The sequence below is a fragment of the Mesorhizobium sp. M4B.F.Ca.ET.058.02.1.1 genome (genome assembly GCF_003952505.1).
Taxonomy (GTDB): Bacteria; Pseudomonadota; Alphaproteobacteria; order Rhizobiales; family Rhizobiaceae; genus Mesorhizobium.
The window spans coordinates 4,600,107-4,618,018 of record NZ_CP034450.1 but is presented as its reverse complement, the minus strand read 5'-3'; the positions used below and the strand labels follow the sequence as shown (position 1 = coordinate 4,618,018).

Annotated in this window: 11 protein-coding genes and 3 pseudogenes; 2 read left to right on the top strand and 12 right to left on the bottom strand. The window is 57.2% G+C overall.

Going from position 1 to position 17,912, the window contains the following annotated elements; translation table 11 throughout:
- Positions 1-346 precede the first annotated feature (346 nt).
- The 10 genes and pseudogenes from EJ073_RS22585 to ectB all read right to left on the bottom strand — a co-directional run bounded on the left by EJ073_RS22585 (position 347) and on the right by ectB (position 15,175).
- Positions 347-1,516 (bottom strand): M20 aminoacylase family protein, encoded by a 1,170-nt coding sequence (locus EJ073_RS22585; RefSeq protein WP_126057671.1) that lies wholly within the window; start codon positions 1,514-1,516, stop codon positions 347-349.
- A 340-nt stretch (positions 1,517-1,856) separates the two neighbouring features.
- Positions 1,857-3,518: a GMC family oxidoreductase N-terminal domain-containing protein gene (locus EJ073_RS22580; protein WP_245455314.1), complete on the bottom strand. Its 1,662-nt coding sequence runs from the start codon at positions 3,516-3,518 to the stop codon at positions 1,857-1,859.
- Positions 3,519-4,087: 569 nt separating this feature from the next.
- Positions 4,088-5,368 (bottom strand): FAD-binding oxidoreductase, encoded by a 1,281-nt coding sequence (locus EJ073_RS22575; RefSeq protein ID WP_126057669.1) that lies wholly within the window; start codon positions 5,366-5,368, stop codon positions 4,088-4,090.
- Between the two features lie 354 nt (positions 5,369-5,722).
- Positions 5,723-7,066, bottom strand: a complete 1,344-nt coding sequence (locus EJ073_RS22570; RefSeq protein ID WP_126057668.1) for an acetyl-CoA carboxylase biotin carboxylase subunit family protein — start codon at positions 7,064-7,066, stop codon at positions 5,723-5,725.
- A 926-nt stretch (positions 7,067-7,992) separates the two neighbouring features.
- Positions 7,993-9,159, bottom strand: a complete 1,167-nt coding sequence (locus EJ073_RS22565; RefSeq protein ID WP_281033077.1) for an aldehyde dehydrogenase family protein — start codon at positions 9,157-9,159, stop codon at positions 7,993-7,995.
- 65 nt (positions 9,160-9,224) lie between these two features.
- Positions 9,225-9,494, bottom strand: a pseudogene (locus EJ073_RS32790) (aldehyde dehydrogenase family protein); the annotation flags it as partial.
- 930 nt (positions 9,495-10,424) lie between these two features.
- Positions 10,425-10,844 carry a DUF2267 domain-containing protein gene (locus EJ073_RS22560; RefSeq protein WP_126057667.1) on the bottom strand — a complete coding sequence of 140 codons (420 nt, stop codon included), beginning with the start codon at positions 10,842-10,844 and terminating at the stop codon, positions 10,425-10,427.
- Positions 10,845-11,141: 297 nt separating this feature from the next.
- Positions 11,142-12,071 carry a 2-oxoglutarate and iron-dependent oxygenase domain-containing protein gene (locus EJ073_RS22555; RefSeq protein WP_126057666.1) on the bottom strand — a complete coding sequence of 310 codons (930 nt, stop codon included), beginning with the start codon at positions 12,069-12,071 and terminating at the stop codon, positions 11,142-11,144.
- 1,018 nt (positions 12,072-13,089) lie between these two features.
- Positions 13,090-13,926 carry a hypothetical protein gene (locus EJ073_RS22550; RefSeq protein WP_126057665.1) on the bottom strand — a complete coding sequence of 279 codons (837 nt, stop codon included), beginning with the start codon at positions 13,924-13,926 and terminating at the stop codon, positions 13,090-13,092.
- Positions 13,919-15,175, bottom strand: a complete 1,257-nt coding sequence (gene ectB / locus EJ073_RS22545) for a diaminobutyrate--2-oxoglutarate transaminase (RefSeq protein WP_126057664.1) — start codon at positions 15,173-15,175, stop codon at positions 13,919-13,921. The genes EJ073_RS22550 and ectB overlap by 8 nt, the downstream gene beginning before the upstream one ends.
- 849 nt (positions 15,176-16,024) lie before the next feature.
- On the opposite strand from ectB, the gene EJ073_RS32330 reads away from it, so the two are divergent.
- Positions 16,025-16,351 carry a hypothetical protein gene (locus EJ073_RS32330; protein WP_245455313.1) on the top strand — a complete coding sequence of 109 codons (327 nt, stop codon included), beginning with the start codon at positions 16,025-16,027 and terminating at the stop codon, positions 16,349-16,351.
- Here the strand turns inward: EJ073_RS32330 and EJ073_RS22535 are convergent.
- Complete coding sequence (locus tag EJ073_RS22535) at positions 16,234-16,950, bottom strand: SPASM domain-containing protein (RefSeq protein ID WP_245455312.1); 717 nt, start codon at positions 16,948-16,950, stop codon at positions 16,234-16,236. The genes EJ073_RS32330 and EJ073_RS22535 overlap by 118 nt on opposite strands.
- A 351-nt stretch (positions 16,951-17,301) precedes the next feature.
- A pseudogene (locus EJ073_RS32325) lies at positions 17,302-17,406 on the bottom strand (aminocyclopropane-1-carboxylate deaminase/D-cysteine desulfhydrase family protein); the annotation flags it as partial.
- 307 nt (positions 17,407-17,713) lie between these two features.
- On the opposite strand from EJ073_RS32325, the pseudogene EJ073_RS22530 reads away from it, so the two are divergent.
- Positions 17,714-17,906, top strand: a pseudogene (locus EJ073_RS22530) (transposase); the annotation flags it as partial.
- Between the last annotated feature and the right edge of the window lie 6 nt (positions 17,907-17,912).

The following is a 17,912-nucleotide window of genomic DNA, read 5'->3' as shown; positions in this document are numbered from 1 at the left end:
ACGGCAGCTCATGGGCTTGTCTCGCAATCGCATCGGCAATTTCGTGCAACCGTATTGGATTTTAGCGCAGTGAAGGCCGCCAAACCTATCCAGGCTTGTGAGACGCTCGGTGTCCCAGATGTATACGCCATCCGCTTGCCATAACCCGGTTTCGGGTCGCACGCCGGCCATGCTCGGCCAGTGCGTGGATGGAGGGAACAGCCTAGTTCCTTATCTTGAGTTTGCACGGCGCCGAGATTGCTCGGTCTGACGACGGAGCTGGATTGTCATGCCTCGCGATGGCGCGCCCAGTTAGCTAGCAACCCTGCGCGCCTATCTGAGGTGCGCGCGGGCAGAGTTTAAGAGACTATGCAGCGCTAGCCAAGCCGCCTTCCACCAGGTTGACCCAGTAGCCGATCCCGTAAGGGATTGCATTGTCGTCGAAGTCGTAGGTTGGATTGTGCAGGCCCGCGGTAGGTCCGTTGCCAAGGAATAGGAACGCGCCAGGTCGCGCCTGCAACATGTAAGAGAAGTCCTCCGAGACCATCACCGGCTTGACCTGTTCGTTGACTGCCTCTCGCCCCACAAGACCCCGCGCGGCTGCGGCGGCCAATTCGGTCGCCTCTGTGTGGTTGAACGTCAGCGGCTCGAGACGCCTGTGCCGAAATTCCACTTTAGCCCCGAAAGCTGCCGCGATATTTTCAGCGCAGACCTTGATTTGTTTTTCCGCAAAATCACGCAATTCTGGCGATAGGCTCCTAACCGTTCCGCCCAGCGTCACGGAGTCAGGTATGATGTGGTAGGATTCACTTCCGGTGAATTTCGGCACTGACACAACGAGCGCTTCCGTCGGATCGAGGTTTCGGGAAACCAAGGTCTGGAGCGCCGTGATGATCTGTGCTCCGACCACCACCGGATCTATAGTAAAATGAGGCGTTGCAGCGTGTCCGCCCCGGCCTGTGACAGTGATGTCAAACTCGTCGAGGGCCGCCATAATCGATCCGTCGCGAATACCGAATTTGCCAACGTCAATACCTGGCATGTTGTGCATGCCGAAGACTTGGGAGATATTGAACCTGTCCATCAACCCTTCTTGCACCATTCGTCCGGCGCCCTGCCCGTCTTCCTCGGCGGGTTGGAAAATGAGCGCCACCGAACCCTTGAAGTCCCGAGTGGCGGAGAGATGCTTAGCAGCACCCAGCAGCATGGCGGTGTGGCCGTCATGACCGCAGGCATGCATCTTCCCTTCGATCTGGGAAGTCCAAGGCTTGCCGGTAGCCTCGACGATCGGCAGGGCGTCCATATCCGCGCGCAGGCCAATCGTCGGTCCGTCCCCGCCGGCGCCTTGGATCACCGCAACCACACCGGTCTCGGCTATGCCCGTCTCGACATGGTTTATCCCAAAGGAAGCGAGCTTTTCGGCGACGAAGCGGGCGGTGTTGTGCACGTTGTATCCGAGTTCCGGATTCTGGTGGAGGTGACGGCGCCAAGCGATAGCCTCATCATGAATATCCCGGAATTCATCGATGCTGCGCATTCTTGTCTCCTGCACCAAAAATGAGCAGCCCGCGCCTCGCGTCTGCCGGCTTGAACCACATCTGCGCAGCGGGGCTCAGCATCCTAGATGCGCGGTTCCGCGTCGCGTCTCTATCGCTGGAAAACTTCCAGGGTTGAACCCCTACAGTCAAATGCATTGTGTGTATTGACCCCATCTCGCTTCGAGATGAGGCAAACTCCTCGCGTTCACGTGGGCGACAGACTTCTAGATGATCGGCGGTCAGCTGGTGTTCCCGGCTATTCGGCAAGTTCCGAACCAGCCAGATTGATAGCGAGCTGAAGTGACCGGTGTGCCTGCGGCCGCTTGAGCTTGCAGAATTCTACTTGACCAACGACACCTTCATTGCTGCCCCGCGTTCATGAAGTATGGCGTCAGACATTTTCTCGGCGACCATAATCGTTGGGATGTTCGTATTTGCTCGCGGGCAGAATGGCATCACCGACGCATCGGCGATTCTTAAACCGGATAGTCCATGAACGCGGCCTGTCGGATCCGTCACACTGTTCGGATCATGAGCAGATCCCATTCTGCAAGTTGAAGTGGGATGAAAATTCCCAAAAACGTTTTGTCGTACAAAGTAATCAAGAAGCTCGTCGTTATTTAGAAGGTCTGAGATGCTGCGACCATCAGTGATAGCGAATCTGATCAGGCTTCGACGAAGCGACGAGGAACTATCCATAACGGCCGCGAGCAAGGATGTGAGACCGTAGTTCAGACGGTTGTACTTGCCGATCCGCTTTGCTCGTCCAGTCCAGGTAGAAGGAAAAGGGTCGAGCGCCGTATTCGCCAAGGCCTTATGATTAATCAGTCTTGCAACGAATCGAAACGCGTTTTTCAATCGCTCCGCGTCGCGCTGGTCGCTCAACATGTCGAAGTTCACTTCTGGCTCAATGAAATGAGAGGAACTCTTGAGCGAGACAGTTCCTGTCGAATAGACGCGATTAACCCAGAAATTGAGCGTCCCTAGGCGTTTGCCAATGGGATGCCAGGCAGATTTCGCCAGAACCGAGATGGCCATATCGGTAGGCGGGCAACCGTCGTGACCGGATGAATACCGAGCATGCATCTGGATATATCCGGTCGCGGTCGGCAACATCCGATCCTCTGGCTTCAAGTACGCCGAGATGGCGACCCCGGCATGCTCCTGCAGGTTTTTTCCGACTCCTTTAATATCTGCGATGACTTGAATGCCGAGCTCTGATAAGGGTTTAGCCGGGCCAATACCGGATCGCATCAGTATTGCGGGCGAATGAATAGCGCCAGCACATAGGACCACAGTTGGTGCGCTATAGGATTGGCGACGACCGGTCTTACTCTCAGTATCGACGCCAGTTATTTTGCGACCTGAAAGAGTTAGTTTTACGACCGTAGTTTCTGCCAAAATTGTAAGATTTGTCCGAGCGCGGACACTCTCTGGCAAATAAGCCATCGCAGCTGACACTCGGCGACGATTGAGGTTTGTTAGTGGAACAACTGAGTGGCCATCGCGGAACTCACCGTTGAAGTCAGGCCAGAAGGGTATATTTTCATCTTCAAAAGCCGTCGACACCGCGTTCACGAATCCTGACCACTCTCCTTTGTCGGCACGGCTAATCGGCAACGGCCCGCTGTTGCCGTGGAAGTGATCGCGAAAGTCCAGATCGCATTCGAGTCGGCGGAAATATGGCAGGACGCCTTCCCAATCCCAACCCGTTGCCCCGGTGGAGGCCCACTCATCATAATCGGCGGGTCCACCCCGATTGGCGACTTGAGCGTTGATACTGGAGCCTCCACCTATGACTCGAGCTTGCTCATAGTGCACACGTCTGTCGCTATTTCGCGCAACGGCTGCAGTAAGTGACGGCCACTGATATCGTTGATTGTAGTAAGCGCGCGTCGGGTTCCCATCTAGAATATCATCAGGAATTTCGTTGGGGAGAAAGTCAGGCCCAGCTTCGACGAGCAGGACGTGACTACCATCGGCCGACAACCTGTTCGCCATAACGCATCCGGATGAGCCACCACCTACAATTATATAGTCAAAAAGCAACGATTCCTCCCCATCTTGCGGCAGCAAGCTAGCACAGTTCTAGAGCGGAAATTTGCGAATGAGATCATTCCTGGGCAGGAAAGCCCCGATTTTTTGCAATTTCCGCAGAAACACGCGATTCTCCTGCACGTTACGAAGAGAGCGAATTCCTTCCCCTTACAGACATTAAAAGCACCCATCTTGACAGAAGCCGTGGGAAGAGTTTCCACACGCGCAATGATCGGCAGGAGTGCTGCTCCCTTGTCTTTTCGAAGTTTCGGCTGCCAGTCTTTGCAGCCGTTTCCGGTCTTCGAGTTTCCTCAGCGCTCTGCTGAAGGATTTTGAGGCGATTGCAGTGGCGCGGCTTTTTCGCGAGGCTATCTCGAGGCTGCGGCATTGCTAGCGCGTCGGACGTTCAGATTGAATCGCGAGGGATTCCAATGAGGCGTGGTTCATGATTCACCTCCGTGAGGAGGTGATTTGTCAGCACTTTGAGTCACTCACAAGGCTTCGCGCCGTGGACCAGCAGCTGACCCACCGGATCAGCGCGCCGGCGGTAGATGCGCGATCTGCGCACCGAGCTCATAGTAGCCCTCTCTGATGGCCCGGAAGGAGGCGTTCTGCGCCGGGGACACGGGCAGGAACATCGCATCGAGCCGCAGCTCGCCGCTGATATGGCGGGCGAGCTCGCGGCCGAACACGGTGCCCGGCGCGATGCCTCGTCCGTTGAAGCCCGTCAGCGCGATCATGTTTTCCGCTGGGGCGTGAAGGCGTGGTAGATGGTCGTTCGTCATGCCGATCCGACCGTACCACTCATGCTCCAGCTCGACCTCACCGACCTGCGGGAAGAGCGCCCGGATACGCCGCCGTGCCCAGTTGCGATGGATCACGGTTCCGGCGCCGCGGAGCGCGCCGACGCTGCCGACGATGAGGCGGCCGGCATTATCTGTGCGAAAGGCGGTCAGCACGGTGCGGGTGTCCCATGCGCCGTGCCCTTCGGGCAGAATCGTGTGGCGAATTCTGTGGCTCAGCGGCGCAGTCGCAACATGGAAGAAGGGGAGCACCACTTGCTCGCCACGCAGCTCGGGGAAGATGCGCGACGTGTAGGTGTCGGTCGAAAGAACCGCCCACTTCGCCCGGACGGTTCCACCTTGCGTGGCGAGCCGCCAGAGGCGGCCCTCGCGCCCGATGTGCTCGACCGGGCTCGCCGTAAAGACGGTCGCGCCGGCGGCAATCGCCGCACCAGCGAGGCCGCGCACATAGGCGAGCGGTTGGATCGTCCCGGCACGCAGGTCGAGGAGGCCTCCGGGGAAGGCCGAGGTGCCTGTCTTGGCACGCGTCTCCCCGGCGTCGAGGATGTGCACCGGGGCGCCGAGCGCCTGCCACTGCCGAGCTCGCTCCGCGATCTCGGCAACGCCCTTCTTATCGGCTCCACAATGGATCGTGCCGGCCCGCTTCAGCTCGCACTGCAAGTTGTGCTTGTCGACGATCTCGAAGACGGTGCGTGGGGAATCGCGCAGCAAATTAAGCAAACGATCGCCATAGAGCGGACCGAGCGTCTCCTTGAGCGCCGAGGGCATAACCCAAAGGCCCGCATTCACCAACCCGGTGCTTCGCCCGGCGGCGCCAAAACCAATTTCGGCTGCCTCAATCACGACAACGTCCAGGCCCCGCTCGGCAAGGTGCAGCGCAGTGGACAACCCGGTGTAGCCGGCGCCGACGATCGCGACATCGGCGACGAGGTTGCCTCGCAGATTCTCCGTTGCAGGCGGCGGCGGAGCTGTCCGCTCCCAAAGCCCATGGGACCGTCTATCGTTCAGCATTCATCCGCTCTCATAAGGCTGGACGCTGGCTCAGTGCGCACACAACTCAGGGCGCCCGGCAGGAGACTTAGCTCGCTGCCGGGCAGGTGCGCCTTGGGAGGAGGCGTATCTTCGCAAACGTTCTGAACCAGCCGCATCAGGCCCGCTTACAATAAGAGGACCGGACCGCTCAGAGCGCCCTTACTGAATGTAGCGCATGTAAATGGCCGATCTATTCGAATCTTCCGCGTTCACGCAGGAAATCGGCTTTGTGCGGCGACATGTGCATAAAAGCGGAGGTAGGCGAGCGCGTCGGCTCTAGGAAGCAATGACGCCCGTCAGCATAATGGTCTCCTCGCGGATGGCCAATTCACCCTAGACCGCATCGTCTCCTGCACTCGATTTCACCAACATGCTGCGATGAGTACCTTTATCTGTCACCATCTCCGCACCAGGTGGAAGGTAAGGGGCCACAGCGTGTTCCGTTTCGCCAAGGGCAGAAACCGACGTGATCGACCAATCAATCAAGGCAACGGCGTGCTGAAGTATCGCGTCGGTCTGAGGGCGGCTCGGGGAAGCGGCGATGACGTGTCCGATCGTGTCTCGGTAATCGCCTTCCCTGACGATAGGTGTCTTAGGCTGAACATGCAATTTGACCTCCGAGACACCTTCTACGGCAGCCGCTCGACTGGCGCCATCAATCCAATCGAGGATGCCATCACCCTCCGGGAGGAGGAACCGAGCGCCCGCGACATGCGAACGCGTACTTCGCAAATCCGATTCTTCGCCGATAACCACTTTGATGTGCTCGGTGACTAGATCGATACCATAAACCAATTTAACCATTTGAGGACCGGGCGCGCCAGCAAGACGCGGATTGACCTCGATGACGACTGGGCCACGCCTTGTCCAGCGGAATCCAATGTTCGATGGCCCCCAGCCAAGGCTGAGAGCTTCCAAACAGCTTAGCGATACATCGGCGATACGCTGCTGCTCGACGTCAGTAAGCACCGCTGGATAGGTGCACCCACGATGGACAAAATGCGGTGGGCGCCCGAAGTCAGCGCCGCCAATTCCAATGACCTCATTCCCCATTATGTCAGCCCAATAATAGGGGCCTTGTGCGAATTCTTCGACCAGTATCCTGGGCGAAGCCCGCCATTTGTGCTTCCCGCCCAACAGATGGATCGTATGTTTTGCTAGTTCGTCGACGTCGCGGCACAATAGGACACCGCTGCTGCCGCTGCCCACGGCAGGCTTAAGAATTACCGGGAGGTTGATTTCCGCGGCACAGCTTTGTACGTCCGCGGCATTCGATGCTAAGCGATAGGCCGGCATAGGAACGCCGGCCTCCGCGAGGATCTGACGTTGAGTGAATTTATCGCAGCATCGTTCAATCGAACTGGGGTTCGGCCCTGGCAGAGCGAAGGATCGGCATAGCTTACCAACTGTAGCATAGGCTAACTCATCGAGACCCGTAAAGCCGGTGATGCCAGCAATATCATAAGTTGCACGCACCCGGGAACATTCGCTGATCAGGGCATCGAGGTTGTCCGTATCGACGCGGATTGTCTCCATATCGTCTGCTGCAAGATAATCGTACTGGGTTGGGTCAGCCGACAAGGTAATTGGATGAAGGCCAAGACGCTTGGCCGCTTTAACATATAGCTCACCAGTACTTCTGTTGCCTTCAACCAGGATGAGAGCTCTTTTTGTCATTGCCGTCGATCTCCGCAGTGTGCAGTGCGACGGCCTGGGAGTAAACAGGCGTCGACTTGTTGTTCGGCCTGACGTCAGCCTCCAAGAGAAGCTACCATGCTCAGCGATCTGATCTCGCGAAGATTTTGTAAAGTTAGCTGAATGATTTGTTGCGATTTTTGACCACCCGGCTGGGATCCGGTTGGCTCTCGCTGAATAGTCGCTGGGGCGGTGCTTGCCTGTCTCCGTTTTTTTGGCCAGCAGCCGTCGGCGCGCTGATGAGGCCGTCGATGTCGCCGGCTACCGTACGCGCACTTTGACAGGACCTTCAACATCAGCAGATCACCGGTCCGCGAGCGGGCTAGATATCGACGAGGCAAAGCCAGTGGATGGAGGAGCAGGGCTCAGCGCCAATCAGCGACGCACGGATGACGCCGGGCATCGCCTCGAGACTACTTAGCGGGCATGAGCACGCGACACTCCCTCGTGTCACCTTGCGCCCGATGCAGATCACGACGTCCTGGTCGATCGTCGCCTAGAAAGGGGGCAAGCAGGAGACGCACTGGAATGCTTGGAATGCCCGCTCGCTGGCCGACGACACGACATGGGTAATCCTCGACCGGATGTTGTTCGTGAGGCTCAGCCGCAAGACCACCTCGATCTCGATGCACGCGCTGGACCGGTGGGAATATCCGGCGAGATTGACAACCTTGTGCCCTCCCGCAGCTTTCAGGGGAGTAGGGGGCTCATGCGCCTGCATCCGGCTTGGTTCAATTTTTCCAAATCGCAACTACGGGTTCTCAACATTTCTGAAAGTTACGACGAGAGATACTGTGCCGGTCGGGTGCTAGGTCAGCGTTCTGGTGCGCGATGTGCCCTGTGAAGACCCCAAACCAGCATCGACGACTAAACCTCCGCCGCAAGACTTCCCGACGGCGGATTGGCGACTAGCAATAACGATCGGATCGATTCACGGCGGGCTCGCTGTTGCCCGAACCAGACAAGGGTTGTGAGATCCGGATGCCAATATTTCTGGTCTGCACGTAGCCATCAAGGGCTTCCTGACCCTTTTCCCTACCGTAGCCAGACTTCTTCACTCCACCGAACGGCGTTTCTACGCCGCCGACGTACCATCCATTCACGTACACTTGGCCAGCCCAAAGGCGATCCGCGCTCCAAAGAGCCCGGTCGATATCCCGGGTGAAAACGCCCGCTGCCAAGCCTTGATCGGTATCGTTGGCCAGTTCGATCCCTTTTATCGGATCATCGAAACCAGTAACGGAAAGAACAGGACCGAAGACTTCTTTCTGAAAAAGACTACTGTCGGGCGCGACATCGGCAAATACAGTCGGCGCCATGAAATAGCCGCTTCGCACCGAAAGTGCAGTTCCGCCGGCCACAAGCCGTGCCCCTTGCGACAGGGCCATCCGGCAGGCGCTCTCGACCCCCTCTCGCTGCTTTTGAGAGATCAACGGGGTGATGTCGCAGTTTTCGCGTCCTGGTCCAATTGAGAGTCCTTCGACGCAGGCCTTCACTCTTTCTAACGTTTCATCAGCGATTGAACGCTCTACAAGCAATCTTGTTAGGTTGTTGCAATTCTGGCCAGCATTTAGATAGGTTCCGATACGCACCGCTTCCACGACGGCGTCGAGATCGGCATCGGAATAAACGACAGCGGCCGATTTGCCGCCCAGTTCCATGATGCAGGGTACGATGCGCTCCGCTGCAGCCTTGAGGACGGTTCGCCCGGTTGCCATGGAGCCCGTAAAGACGATGTGGCGAACATCGGGATGATCGATCAGCGCCTGGCCTGCCGTCTGGCCATACCCAGTGAGCACGTTTACGGCTCCGGCAGGCAGGCCCGCGGTCTCACAGGCGCGAGCAAGTTCTATGCCTGATAAAGGAGCCAGTTCGGGGGACTTCACTACCACTGAGTTACCAGTTGCAATGGCGCAAGCTAGTGAACGGGCCGTCAGTTCGAGGGGGCCGTTCCAAGGAACGATCTGGGCTGACACTCCGAAGGGGCTTCTAACCGTATAGTCAACAAGATCCGCCCCCGCGGAATAGAGCGACCTTCGAGCTTGTCCGCCAAGCCAGCGTAGTACCGCAGGTATCTGACGGCGGTCCGAACCTCGCCACGGGCAAGGTCCAACGCCTTCCCAGTCTCTATGCAGTTAATGATCGCGACCTCGTCGCTGCGTGCCTCAAGTGCGTCCGCCACGCGGAAAAGCATGCGCCCACGGTCGTACGGGTGCATGTCTATCAAAACGCGGTCGCGAAAGACACGGTCGGCGGCAGCAACGGCGAGATGCACTTCTTCAGGTCCTGCCTCTGCAATAACCGCTACCGTCTCTCCGTTTGAAGGGTCATCAACCTCGATCCGTTTGCCGGACGAACAATCTCTCCATTCCCCATCGATGAAATTCTTGATCACTTCTGAAGTAGCCATGCTTGTCGATCGCCGCCGGTTCCTGTTGGTACTGAGCATCAAACGCTTCGTACGTGTCTTCCTGGGAAAGCCGCCTTTGGGCTTCTGAGCGCAAAAATAGGCTTCGAAGAAGTCGACAGCGGAGGTCGATTCCTGGTTGCCTATGAGGATCGCATTTCTTGATGCGACCTCAATCGCCACCTGCCCCCGCCCCACGCACGACCGATAACGACGCAGCTCCCGCGCTAAGACCGACAAATCGCAAGGATGCGTCTTAAAATTCCTTTTAGCCAATTCCTCTCCCGCGATGATAGCTTGTCTTCTACCTTCGGGTACCTACCAGATACGTGGGCTGCATTTGCTGGAAACGTATTATATAGGCGTAACTTTGTCTTGTTATCCAGACGAGCATTCTTTGATTACCCAATAGGGAGTATTCAGTGTTTCAACTGGAGCGGCAAATTCCGGCATCGTGTCGCCAGGGACATCGGTGATGCCATACTGCCCTAGAGCAAACACGAAACAGCCCAACCATTATTTGCTGAAAGATGTTTGACGCCATTGAATGAGAGCTGATGAGACGAGTGTCCCCCACGGGGATAATGTTAGAATTCGGCGAAGAGCGACGCGTTCTGGCGCCAATTGGCTGGGTGTCAGCAGGATGAAGCCGAGGAGGCGCTCACTGGCTCCGCGATGGTCTTTCATCAGCCTTCACTGAGCAGCAGGACAGCGGTCGAATTATGCAGCTCAGAGTTCCGGTCGCTTTTGTTGGCTCGATGGCTCTGGGATTGGCCAATTTTCAAGTGGGCCTAGGGCCGTGATGCGCCCTCAAAACGGTGGCCTCGAGCCCTTACCGCCAGTTTTGGCGGAAATGGAAACGCCGGCGACTTTCCGGGTCGAAGGCTCCCAAGCCGATGGCTTCATGTCTCTATGCTCATGGGCAGACGTCTCTCAGTCTGGCCAAAGATCATGCAGTGGTTTTGGAGTGGCAGCCCTGGCCTCTTCGATCTCTGCTGCAGACAAACGGTCCGCGAATTGGCTCAGAACCGAGCGGGCAACCTCTTCCGGATCCACTGCCGGGTCGCGGTGGAGGCCCTCGTGGATCCGGTCGAGAAACGAAGTCCGTTTTGTGTTTATGGCGCGGCGGCCGGGGTGCCAACCTTCGTAGTAAAAGCCGCGGAGTAAGGCTGGCAGCTGGGCACCGATGTACACCGCCTCGTCGCGACCTAGGCAGTCGCGCAGGGCGTGAAGTGTCGCAATCAGGGCTCGGAAAACCTGCTCGCGGTCATGCCAACGTAGTCTCCACGCCAGATCGCTGACCCAATTCTGGGTTGCTTGCAACGTATAGCTGATATCGCGCCTCAGGTACATCCATATATTCCTGTCCTTTAAGTTTCTCAGGGCAGATTCACGCGCCGTTACTCGAAATGCGTCACGTCGCCTTGCGCCAGCCCCCCTCTCAGGGGAAGCGCTGCAAGAAAGATGAACGAAAATGATTCCAAGCCCGCGGCAGATGCAGCCTAACGGAACATTGGTGTCGGGGTCGGTCCCAAGCGCATTGCCGCCGCGCTATACACGCGACGTGGACGGATTGAGTTCCCCCGGCATATTGGCCGAGGTGCCCCGCGTCGTCGCCAGTAATTGCCCACGCCTGGGAAAACCAAACACTCACTGCAACTCTCGGGCGCGCCCGGCGCCATTCCCGGTCTCGACTGACTCGTAATTGCGCAGCATCATTTCCGCGACACTGAAGGTGTGGCGCCCTTCCAGCGAAGTCAGGCGCGCGTCGACGTCGGGATAGATAAAGAAGGGAAGCGAAATTCGGTCGGTCAGACCATTGTGCGCGACCTGATGCGGCGTACTCTTGAAGCGGTCGTCGCTCAAAGCCTGAAGCATATCGCCCAAATTGACTACGAGACTGTCGGGCAGGCTCGGCACTGGCATCCAGCGCCCGCGCAACCACACCTGCAACGACCGGGTGGGGAGTTCCTCCTGCAGCAGCAGCGTGAAAAAGCCACCATCGGTGTGCTTAGCGCACGTGCCGCCGCGAGCTGGATACCGGATTACGCGTTGCTCGAGCGTCGGCGGGCTGAAATACCGTTGGAACCAGCCCTGTTCCAAACCGATCACGTCGGCAAGCGCGGTTCCGAGCTGCGGGACGACTTCGCGGAGCACGGTAGCCTGCAAGGCAAGCAGGCTTCGCGCGAAACCAGGAGCCAAAGCCTCATCCGGAAACAGTGTGCTCCCCGCAAACGGACGCCGATCGCCTTCGTTGTCGATTCCGAGATCGAACACTTCCTTTGGATCGCGGCCGGCCTCAGGATGCAGGATTTCGCCGTACAGCGGACTGTATCCACGTGCGATAGTGGGGTGCACGTTTTGTGCGGCGTGACCGAAGCGTTCCTTTGTAGCCAGTGGCAACGCGAAGAACCGCCGGGACGCGTCGATGGCATCCGCGATCTGTTCCTTCGGGATTCCGTGCTCGATAAGGTAGAAGAACCCGTACACCTCGCATGCATTGCGCAAGCGCTGTTGCTCTTCATGTCGCGTCGCATCGGCAGACAGTTTCGCCAATGAGATTTGCGGTAGCGTGGTCATAGTCATCCTCCGTCTGTATCGGCGCCCCCTGCTGGGCTCCTGGAAAATCTCGCAACTCAGTTTCTGCCTAAGTAAAATAAAACAATGAGACCCCTGATCCAGTTAACTTATGGGATCAATACCAAGTTATTGAGGGACGATTCAAGAACTTATATGTTAAAAATATAATACAAATTCGTTCTGGTGTTTTAAACAACATCAATATTGTAGGTGATTTCGCCTACTTTGACCTCCGGGGTGGCGCTAAGTACTTTCCTGGTATGCGAAGCTTATTGCCGTCATGGGCTTCTGTTTCAAGAGCCAACCGGACAGGAACTGACGTTTGAGTTTTCCCGCCGTAAGACAGACTGGCAATTGCTCGCGAGGTATTCGGCCTCTCCTCTGCGGGGCGACCAGGAATCAGGCCAGCTTTCACTCAGTCGGAGCGACCTTTCGAGAAATCCTTCAAAAACTGAGAATCTAAGATTGTTTCGTTATATTGAGCCGTCTTTAAAGTGTGTCGATGGTGCCTTCCACCCAAGCCGTCAGCCGCGGATAGCGAGGGCAAGTCACGCGGGGAGATCGGTCTTGGCACGGCGAGATCGATAGTGCGTTCGACGGGAGGTGGCGCGCCATGATGCATGAGAATATTCCGGCCCAATCTCTACGGTGCTGACTTACCAGGGCAGACGCTTTACGCACGCGACGGGGCCGGAGGCGGGGGATCCAAGGCGTTCATCTCAGTGGGATGGTCAATGGCTTTTCAACCGGTCAAAGCTATGACGCCGCAGTCGTCGCGCATCGCAAGAAAGAATTCGTGCGACGATCCACATGTTTCTTTCCCTGCTTCGGAGGCCGGCCCCTTGCAAGCAACGATGTCCTCGTTGGAACTCACGCCACGAGTGATCTTCTTTCTACATCAATTAGGATGGACTCTAATTGCAGCTAGAGGAAATCACCCGTGGCAAGTCCCCGTGACGAAGGATGTTCACGCTTTAACTGCCGGCTAAATCCGGTCGGTCGCTGCGACATTCCTATTTCAGGTCCACCAGAGAACAAGATCAGGCCGGGCAAATCCGAAAAAGCAATTCAGCACCAGGCGACGCTTTCCGTCTGATTGACCGGTAACCCCGTGAACGAAGCCGCCATCGATTAGGGCGATATCCCCGGCCTTGAGCTGGAACTCGCGGCAAGGGACGGCCTCAAGATAGGCTGCCGAATAGGGATATCCAGTGGTCTCCACACCCTGCGACTTTCGGTCCGCAACTGTCGGCTTATGGCTCCAGAGCCTCAGATTGCCCCCGTTCTCGGACATGCTGGGATAGAGGTTGAGCGCTGCGACCGTATTGTGCGCCACCGCAGAAAGCTCGTAATCATCGCCAGCACGTAAGACTTGAGCGACATCGTCGTGGGGATCCAAGGAAAACGTGCCACTGCCTGACCAACTGAGAGCGCGACAAACATTGGCCTGGCCGTGTTCGGAACGGGCCAGCCGCAATTCGATGCCCTGGTTATGAAGCTCTCGCTTCAACGCGCCGAATATTGCTCGGACCGGGTCAACCAAATTCTTAAAAAGGGCATCGACGTACGGCCGCGCGTTTTCGGCGTCTGCGAAATATGTGGCTGCATCCTTCCTGTAGTGAGATGCGCCGACATATTGTCCGGGCACACCATCATTACGCTCCTTGAGACCGGAACTGCCTACAAAGTTCGTGGTGATCTCCTCGGCTACTTCGGCGCTGAACGCTTGCTTGATGTGCAGAGCGGTGAGCTCACCTTTCAGGACTGAGATGATATCCGCCGTGTTGATCGACCCGGTCCGTTCTTTGATTGAAACCGGGGAGATGGCTGGCACTTGAGTTATCTGCTTATGCATTGTCTTGCTCCTGTAGTGCGTGATCAAGGATGGTGATGCCACGATCGAGTTCGGCATCGGTGATGGTTATCGGCGGGAGGACTTTGATAACGTCGCGATTTGGCCCTGAGGATTCGATAAGAAGGCCATTTTCGAACGCGACATCGTGCACGCGGCCGACAACTGCCGGTGAACGGCATTTCAGGCCGGCCATCAGACCGCGACCGCGCTTTTGTTCGATGTACCGGGGGAATTTCGCAACGAGGCGATCGAGGTGCGTTTGCAGCCTGACGGCTGTCCGCTCGATACCTGCAGTAAATTTTCTATCCGACCACATCTTGCACATGGCTCCTGCCGTCACGAAGGCGAAATTGTTGCCTCTGAATGTCCCGCTATGCTCTCCCGGCTTCCATATGTCCAAGTCGGGTCGAATCAGAACGATGGACAACGGACTACCTGAACCGCTTAGGGACTTGGAAAGACACACAATGTCCGGTTCGATTTTTGCGGACTCGAATGAGAAGAAATCGCCAGTTCGGCCCGCACCCGCCTGAATATCGTCGACGATAAAAACAATGCCGTGAGTACGGCAAATGCGCTGAATTTCCGTGAGCCAAGCCGCGGACGCGGCGTTCATGCCGCCTTCTGCCTGGATGGTCTCCAGTATAATTGCGGCAGGCTTTTCTATGCCGCTCCCCGGGTCGCTCAAAACGTGGTCGATGTAACTGGCGGAATCGAAAGCTTGGCTCGGATAGCCGTCATAGGGAACACGGATCACATCGTGGCGAGCAACGCCTCCCAGTTGCCTGGTTGAGGCCGAGCCCGACACCGCCAGAGAGCCGAGCGACATGCCGTGGAACGCATTCGTAAAGGCCATGACGCTCGAGCGGCCGGTGTATTTTCGCGCCAGCGCCAGAGCCGCTTCGTTGGCGTTCGTGCCGGTCGGGCCGGGAAACTGAATCTTGTACAAAAGGCCTCTGGGTTTCAGGATCCAATCGACGAACCCTTCAATGAAGTCACGCTTTGCCGCCGTATGCATATCAAGCGACAGAAGAATGTTCTCACCGACGAGATATTCAATCGCTGGCGCCATGATATCCGGATTGTTGTGCCCGTAATTAAGCGCCCCGGACCCGACGAGGAAGTCGATATATGCGTTACCGGTTTCGTCCCAGATGGTGGCCCCAAGTGCCCTCTCAAAGACCGCGGGAAACGACCGACCATAGCGACGAACGTTGGACTCATGCGCGGTGAAAGGGTCGGTGTTCATATTAAGTCCTCTGCACTTGGGTCGTTCAAAGAAGAGAGAGCGATTAATGGCTGGTGGTTCGCGGTAGATGTTCGTCATCCAACATTGAGAGCAGAATGCCGGAGGCAGCCTTGGTTAGTCTGGTGATGCCGGCATCCTCATCGAACGTTGTTCGGTTGCGTTGCCTCCGTGAGGACACTTTCGGTGAATCTGCTGCAACAAGATGGCTTTTACAGTTTCCGCGAAAGCACCGATACTACGATATCGGGTAGTTGACGTATCCCATCGCCTACCCATAGCGACTCCAGAGAATGATAAGTCCAAGGACGATTAGCAGGGTCGCGTCGCCAGAGGTTGTGTAGCTCGGCGGTAGCGAAGCCGCTCGCGAGCGCGCCCCCTCAATAGTGCCGTAGCGAGCGAGCGGCTTTGCGGTGGTCATCAATATTCGCCGTTCAACCTCGGGCTGCGGACACCAACCTGATTCAAAAAACTTTTGATGACCGATGACACAGCGAAAGCCGCGCTCTCTTGGAGACGACTGCGGATTCCGATCTCTTGCGCGAGATGATTGGCCCGAGCCGCCGGAAAAAAGGGGCGGGGCCGCCGTGGGCGCCCTTGACGGAAAGCCCGTTCGTAGGCCAGGCGGAAGCAACCGGGAGACGTGCTGGCGAAGGGCCGCATCGATTTCGAGAACGTCCACTACCGCGACGGCAACCATCCCGGCCGCAGCTGGGCTGCTGCCTTCAGGCCAGTCGAAAAGGAGATAGTCTGGGAGGGGGAAGGCGTTGACGAGGTGGGCCGTGATGCATAAGCAATCAAGCGCTCATCGGTATCGACAAACGCTATTTCCGTCCGACCGAGATTGACCTGGTGATCGGCGATGCCTCCAAGGCAGCCGGCAAGCTCGGTTGGAAGGCGAAGACCACGTTCGATGAACTCGTCTCCGAAATGCTCGAGGCCCTCTGCCGCGCCTACCGGATCATGCTCGCGTACCGCGAAAACACGATGGCGTCGCGGGCAGGTGCATTTGTCGTGGGGCCATCCGCATTGCCAGGCACGCCCTCTCGGCCGGCATCCGCTCAGGTCCGGTCGTTTGGGTCGGCGAATTCACACATTCTGCAAAGCAGAAAACCATCCGCTCCATTCATGCGGTCGACGATTTCGCGAAAAACTGGCTTTTCAAACAGATCGGAGTAACCCTCATATAGAAGGTTGCCCAATACGTGACGCCGTTCAAAATCCATGGAGCATAGGGTAACGTCGCCGTTTGGAAGAAGAACATTCCGATACTGTCGTTCGTCCACGCAGGTTAGGGCTCCGACCACTGGCTGGCGTGGTGCAACGATCTTAGGGTCGACGCTTCCACCCCTACTGCTCATGGGCCGCGCTTTTATCAGTGCTTGGGTAGGAATAATGTCGGCTATATCTGGGTGGGGCTCGCCCAAAGCCACGAACCGGATCAAGGGGATATCCGCGTCGACGAGTTGACGAACCAGATCGCGATACTTGTCTCCGACCAGGCGGCTGTTCATGTAGGTGCCATCATCGAAAACATGAACCACGAATACGCCTAAGCGCAAGGCTTGCAATCGTTGCAGGTCCTGCCCGTTCATTCCCACCAGCGTCGTAAAAATCCTGATGCCATGGCCTTTGGCGAAGGCGTGCTCCACCATTTCGGTGCAGTCCGGATTGAGCCAAGGTTCGGAGTATCCCGCAAAACCAATGTCGACGGAAGTCGGTACGCGGGCCAGACACCGCTTGAAATCTTCAAGACCCAGATGACTCGCATGAGACACTTTTCTTTGCCGGACCGCGAACTTGTCCTGGGGACAATATGAACATCCTACGACGCATCCCGTGGTCGTCGTTATCTCCAAAACCCTGCCGGCTGTGTTTGCTAAGCGAAGTTCCGGCAAAATCACTGGTGACGACTCCCATCTACTTACGTCGAAGCGCCACGATGGTGTGCCTTTGGCTTTCTGGCACCGCCTGCTGATCTACTGAGTCAACGCGGCCATCTACCCTTTTGGCAGCCTAAGCCGCCCGGTTCGCCGATTTGCCGGGCCGACTCTTCACAAACTTCGAGCGCGTCGGACCAGAGACAGCATTGCATTTTTCGAGGCATCACTCGCTCCGGAGATGTAGCCTCAACCGTTGATCGCTGGCCCGCCGCCGAGATGCGCGCACAGCACCCTCGAACCCGCCGGAAAGAAGCTTTCTGGATGAGGTCGAGTCATCCCTTTCATCGAGCGAGTTCCGTGTTCTCATGCGGGTCAGCCCTCACCCTATATTGCCGCACCTCGACCAGCAAAGGCCGTGCCAGTGCGCCTGGCGCGCAGTTACTGCGTGATAGGCTTCGAAAAGCCCGACAGGCTCAAGACGCTCCGCTGTTTTGAACCCGACATGTTTTCTGACGGCTGTCAGATTTTGGACACACATCACTCATGCGTCAGTCGCTTAAGACGGAATGGTGTGCTGAGTTCTGCAAATTCGCTGAGAGTGGGCGGTCATGACAGGGTGGTGTTCAACGTCACCGATTCCCTGGAAGGAACGCCGCCGATCAAGACAGAAAGTAAGACCGCCAGCGCTGCCGTCAAAGACATTCTGCTTTGGAACCGGGATAGATTGAACGAGGTGATCCGCGCGGTGATGCAGGAGGTGCTCGAGGCCGAGATGGACGAGGCGCTGGGTGCTTCGAAAGAGCGAGCGCACGCCGGAGCGTCTCGGCTATCACTCGCGCTACTACGGGCGGAGAACT

Bases quoted from the DNA above. Each gene is read 5' to 3' on its own strand.
- EJ073_RS22555 (WP_126057666.1), bottom strand. From the start codon at position 12,071: ATGACCACGCTACCGCAAATCTCATTGGCGAAACTGTCTGCCGATGCG.
- EJ073_RS22570 (WP_126057668.1), bottom strand. From the start codon at position 7,066: ATGACAAAAAGAGCTCTCATCCTGGTTGAAGGCAACAGAAGTACTGGT.
- EJ073_RS22585 (WP_126057671.1), bottom strand. From the start codon at position 1,516: ATGCGCAGCATCGATGAATTCCGGGATATTCATGATGAGGCTATCGCT.
- EJ073_RS22575 (WP_126057669.1), bottom strand. From the start codon at position 5,368: ATGCTGAACGATAGACGGTCCCATGGGCTTTGGGAGCGGACAGCTCCG.
- EJ073_RS22550 (WP_126057665.1), bottom strand. From the start codon at position 13,926: ATGCATAAGCAGATAACTCAAGTGCCAGCCATCTCCCCGGTTTCAATC.
- EJ073_RS22580 (WP_245455314.1), bottom strand. From the start codon at position 3,518: ATGGCGAACAGGTTGTCGGCCGATGGTAGTCACGTCCTGCTCGTCGAA.
- ectB (WP_126057664.1), bottom strand. From the start codon at position 15,175: ATGAACACCGACCCTTTCACCGCGCATGAGTCCAACGTTCGTCGCTAT.
- EJ073_RS22560 (WP_126057667.1), bottom strand. From the start codon at position 10,844: ATGTACCTGAGGCGCGATATCAGCTATACGTTGCAAGCAACCCAGAAT.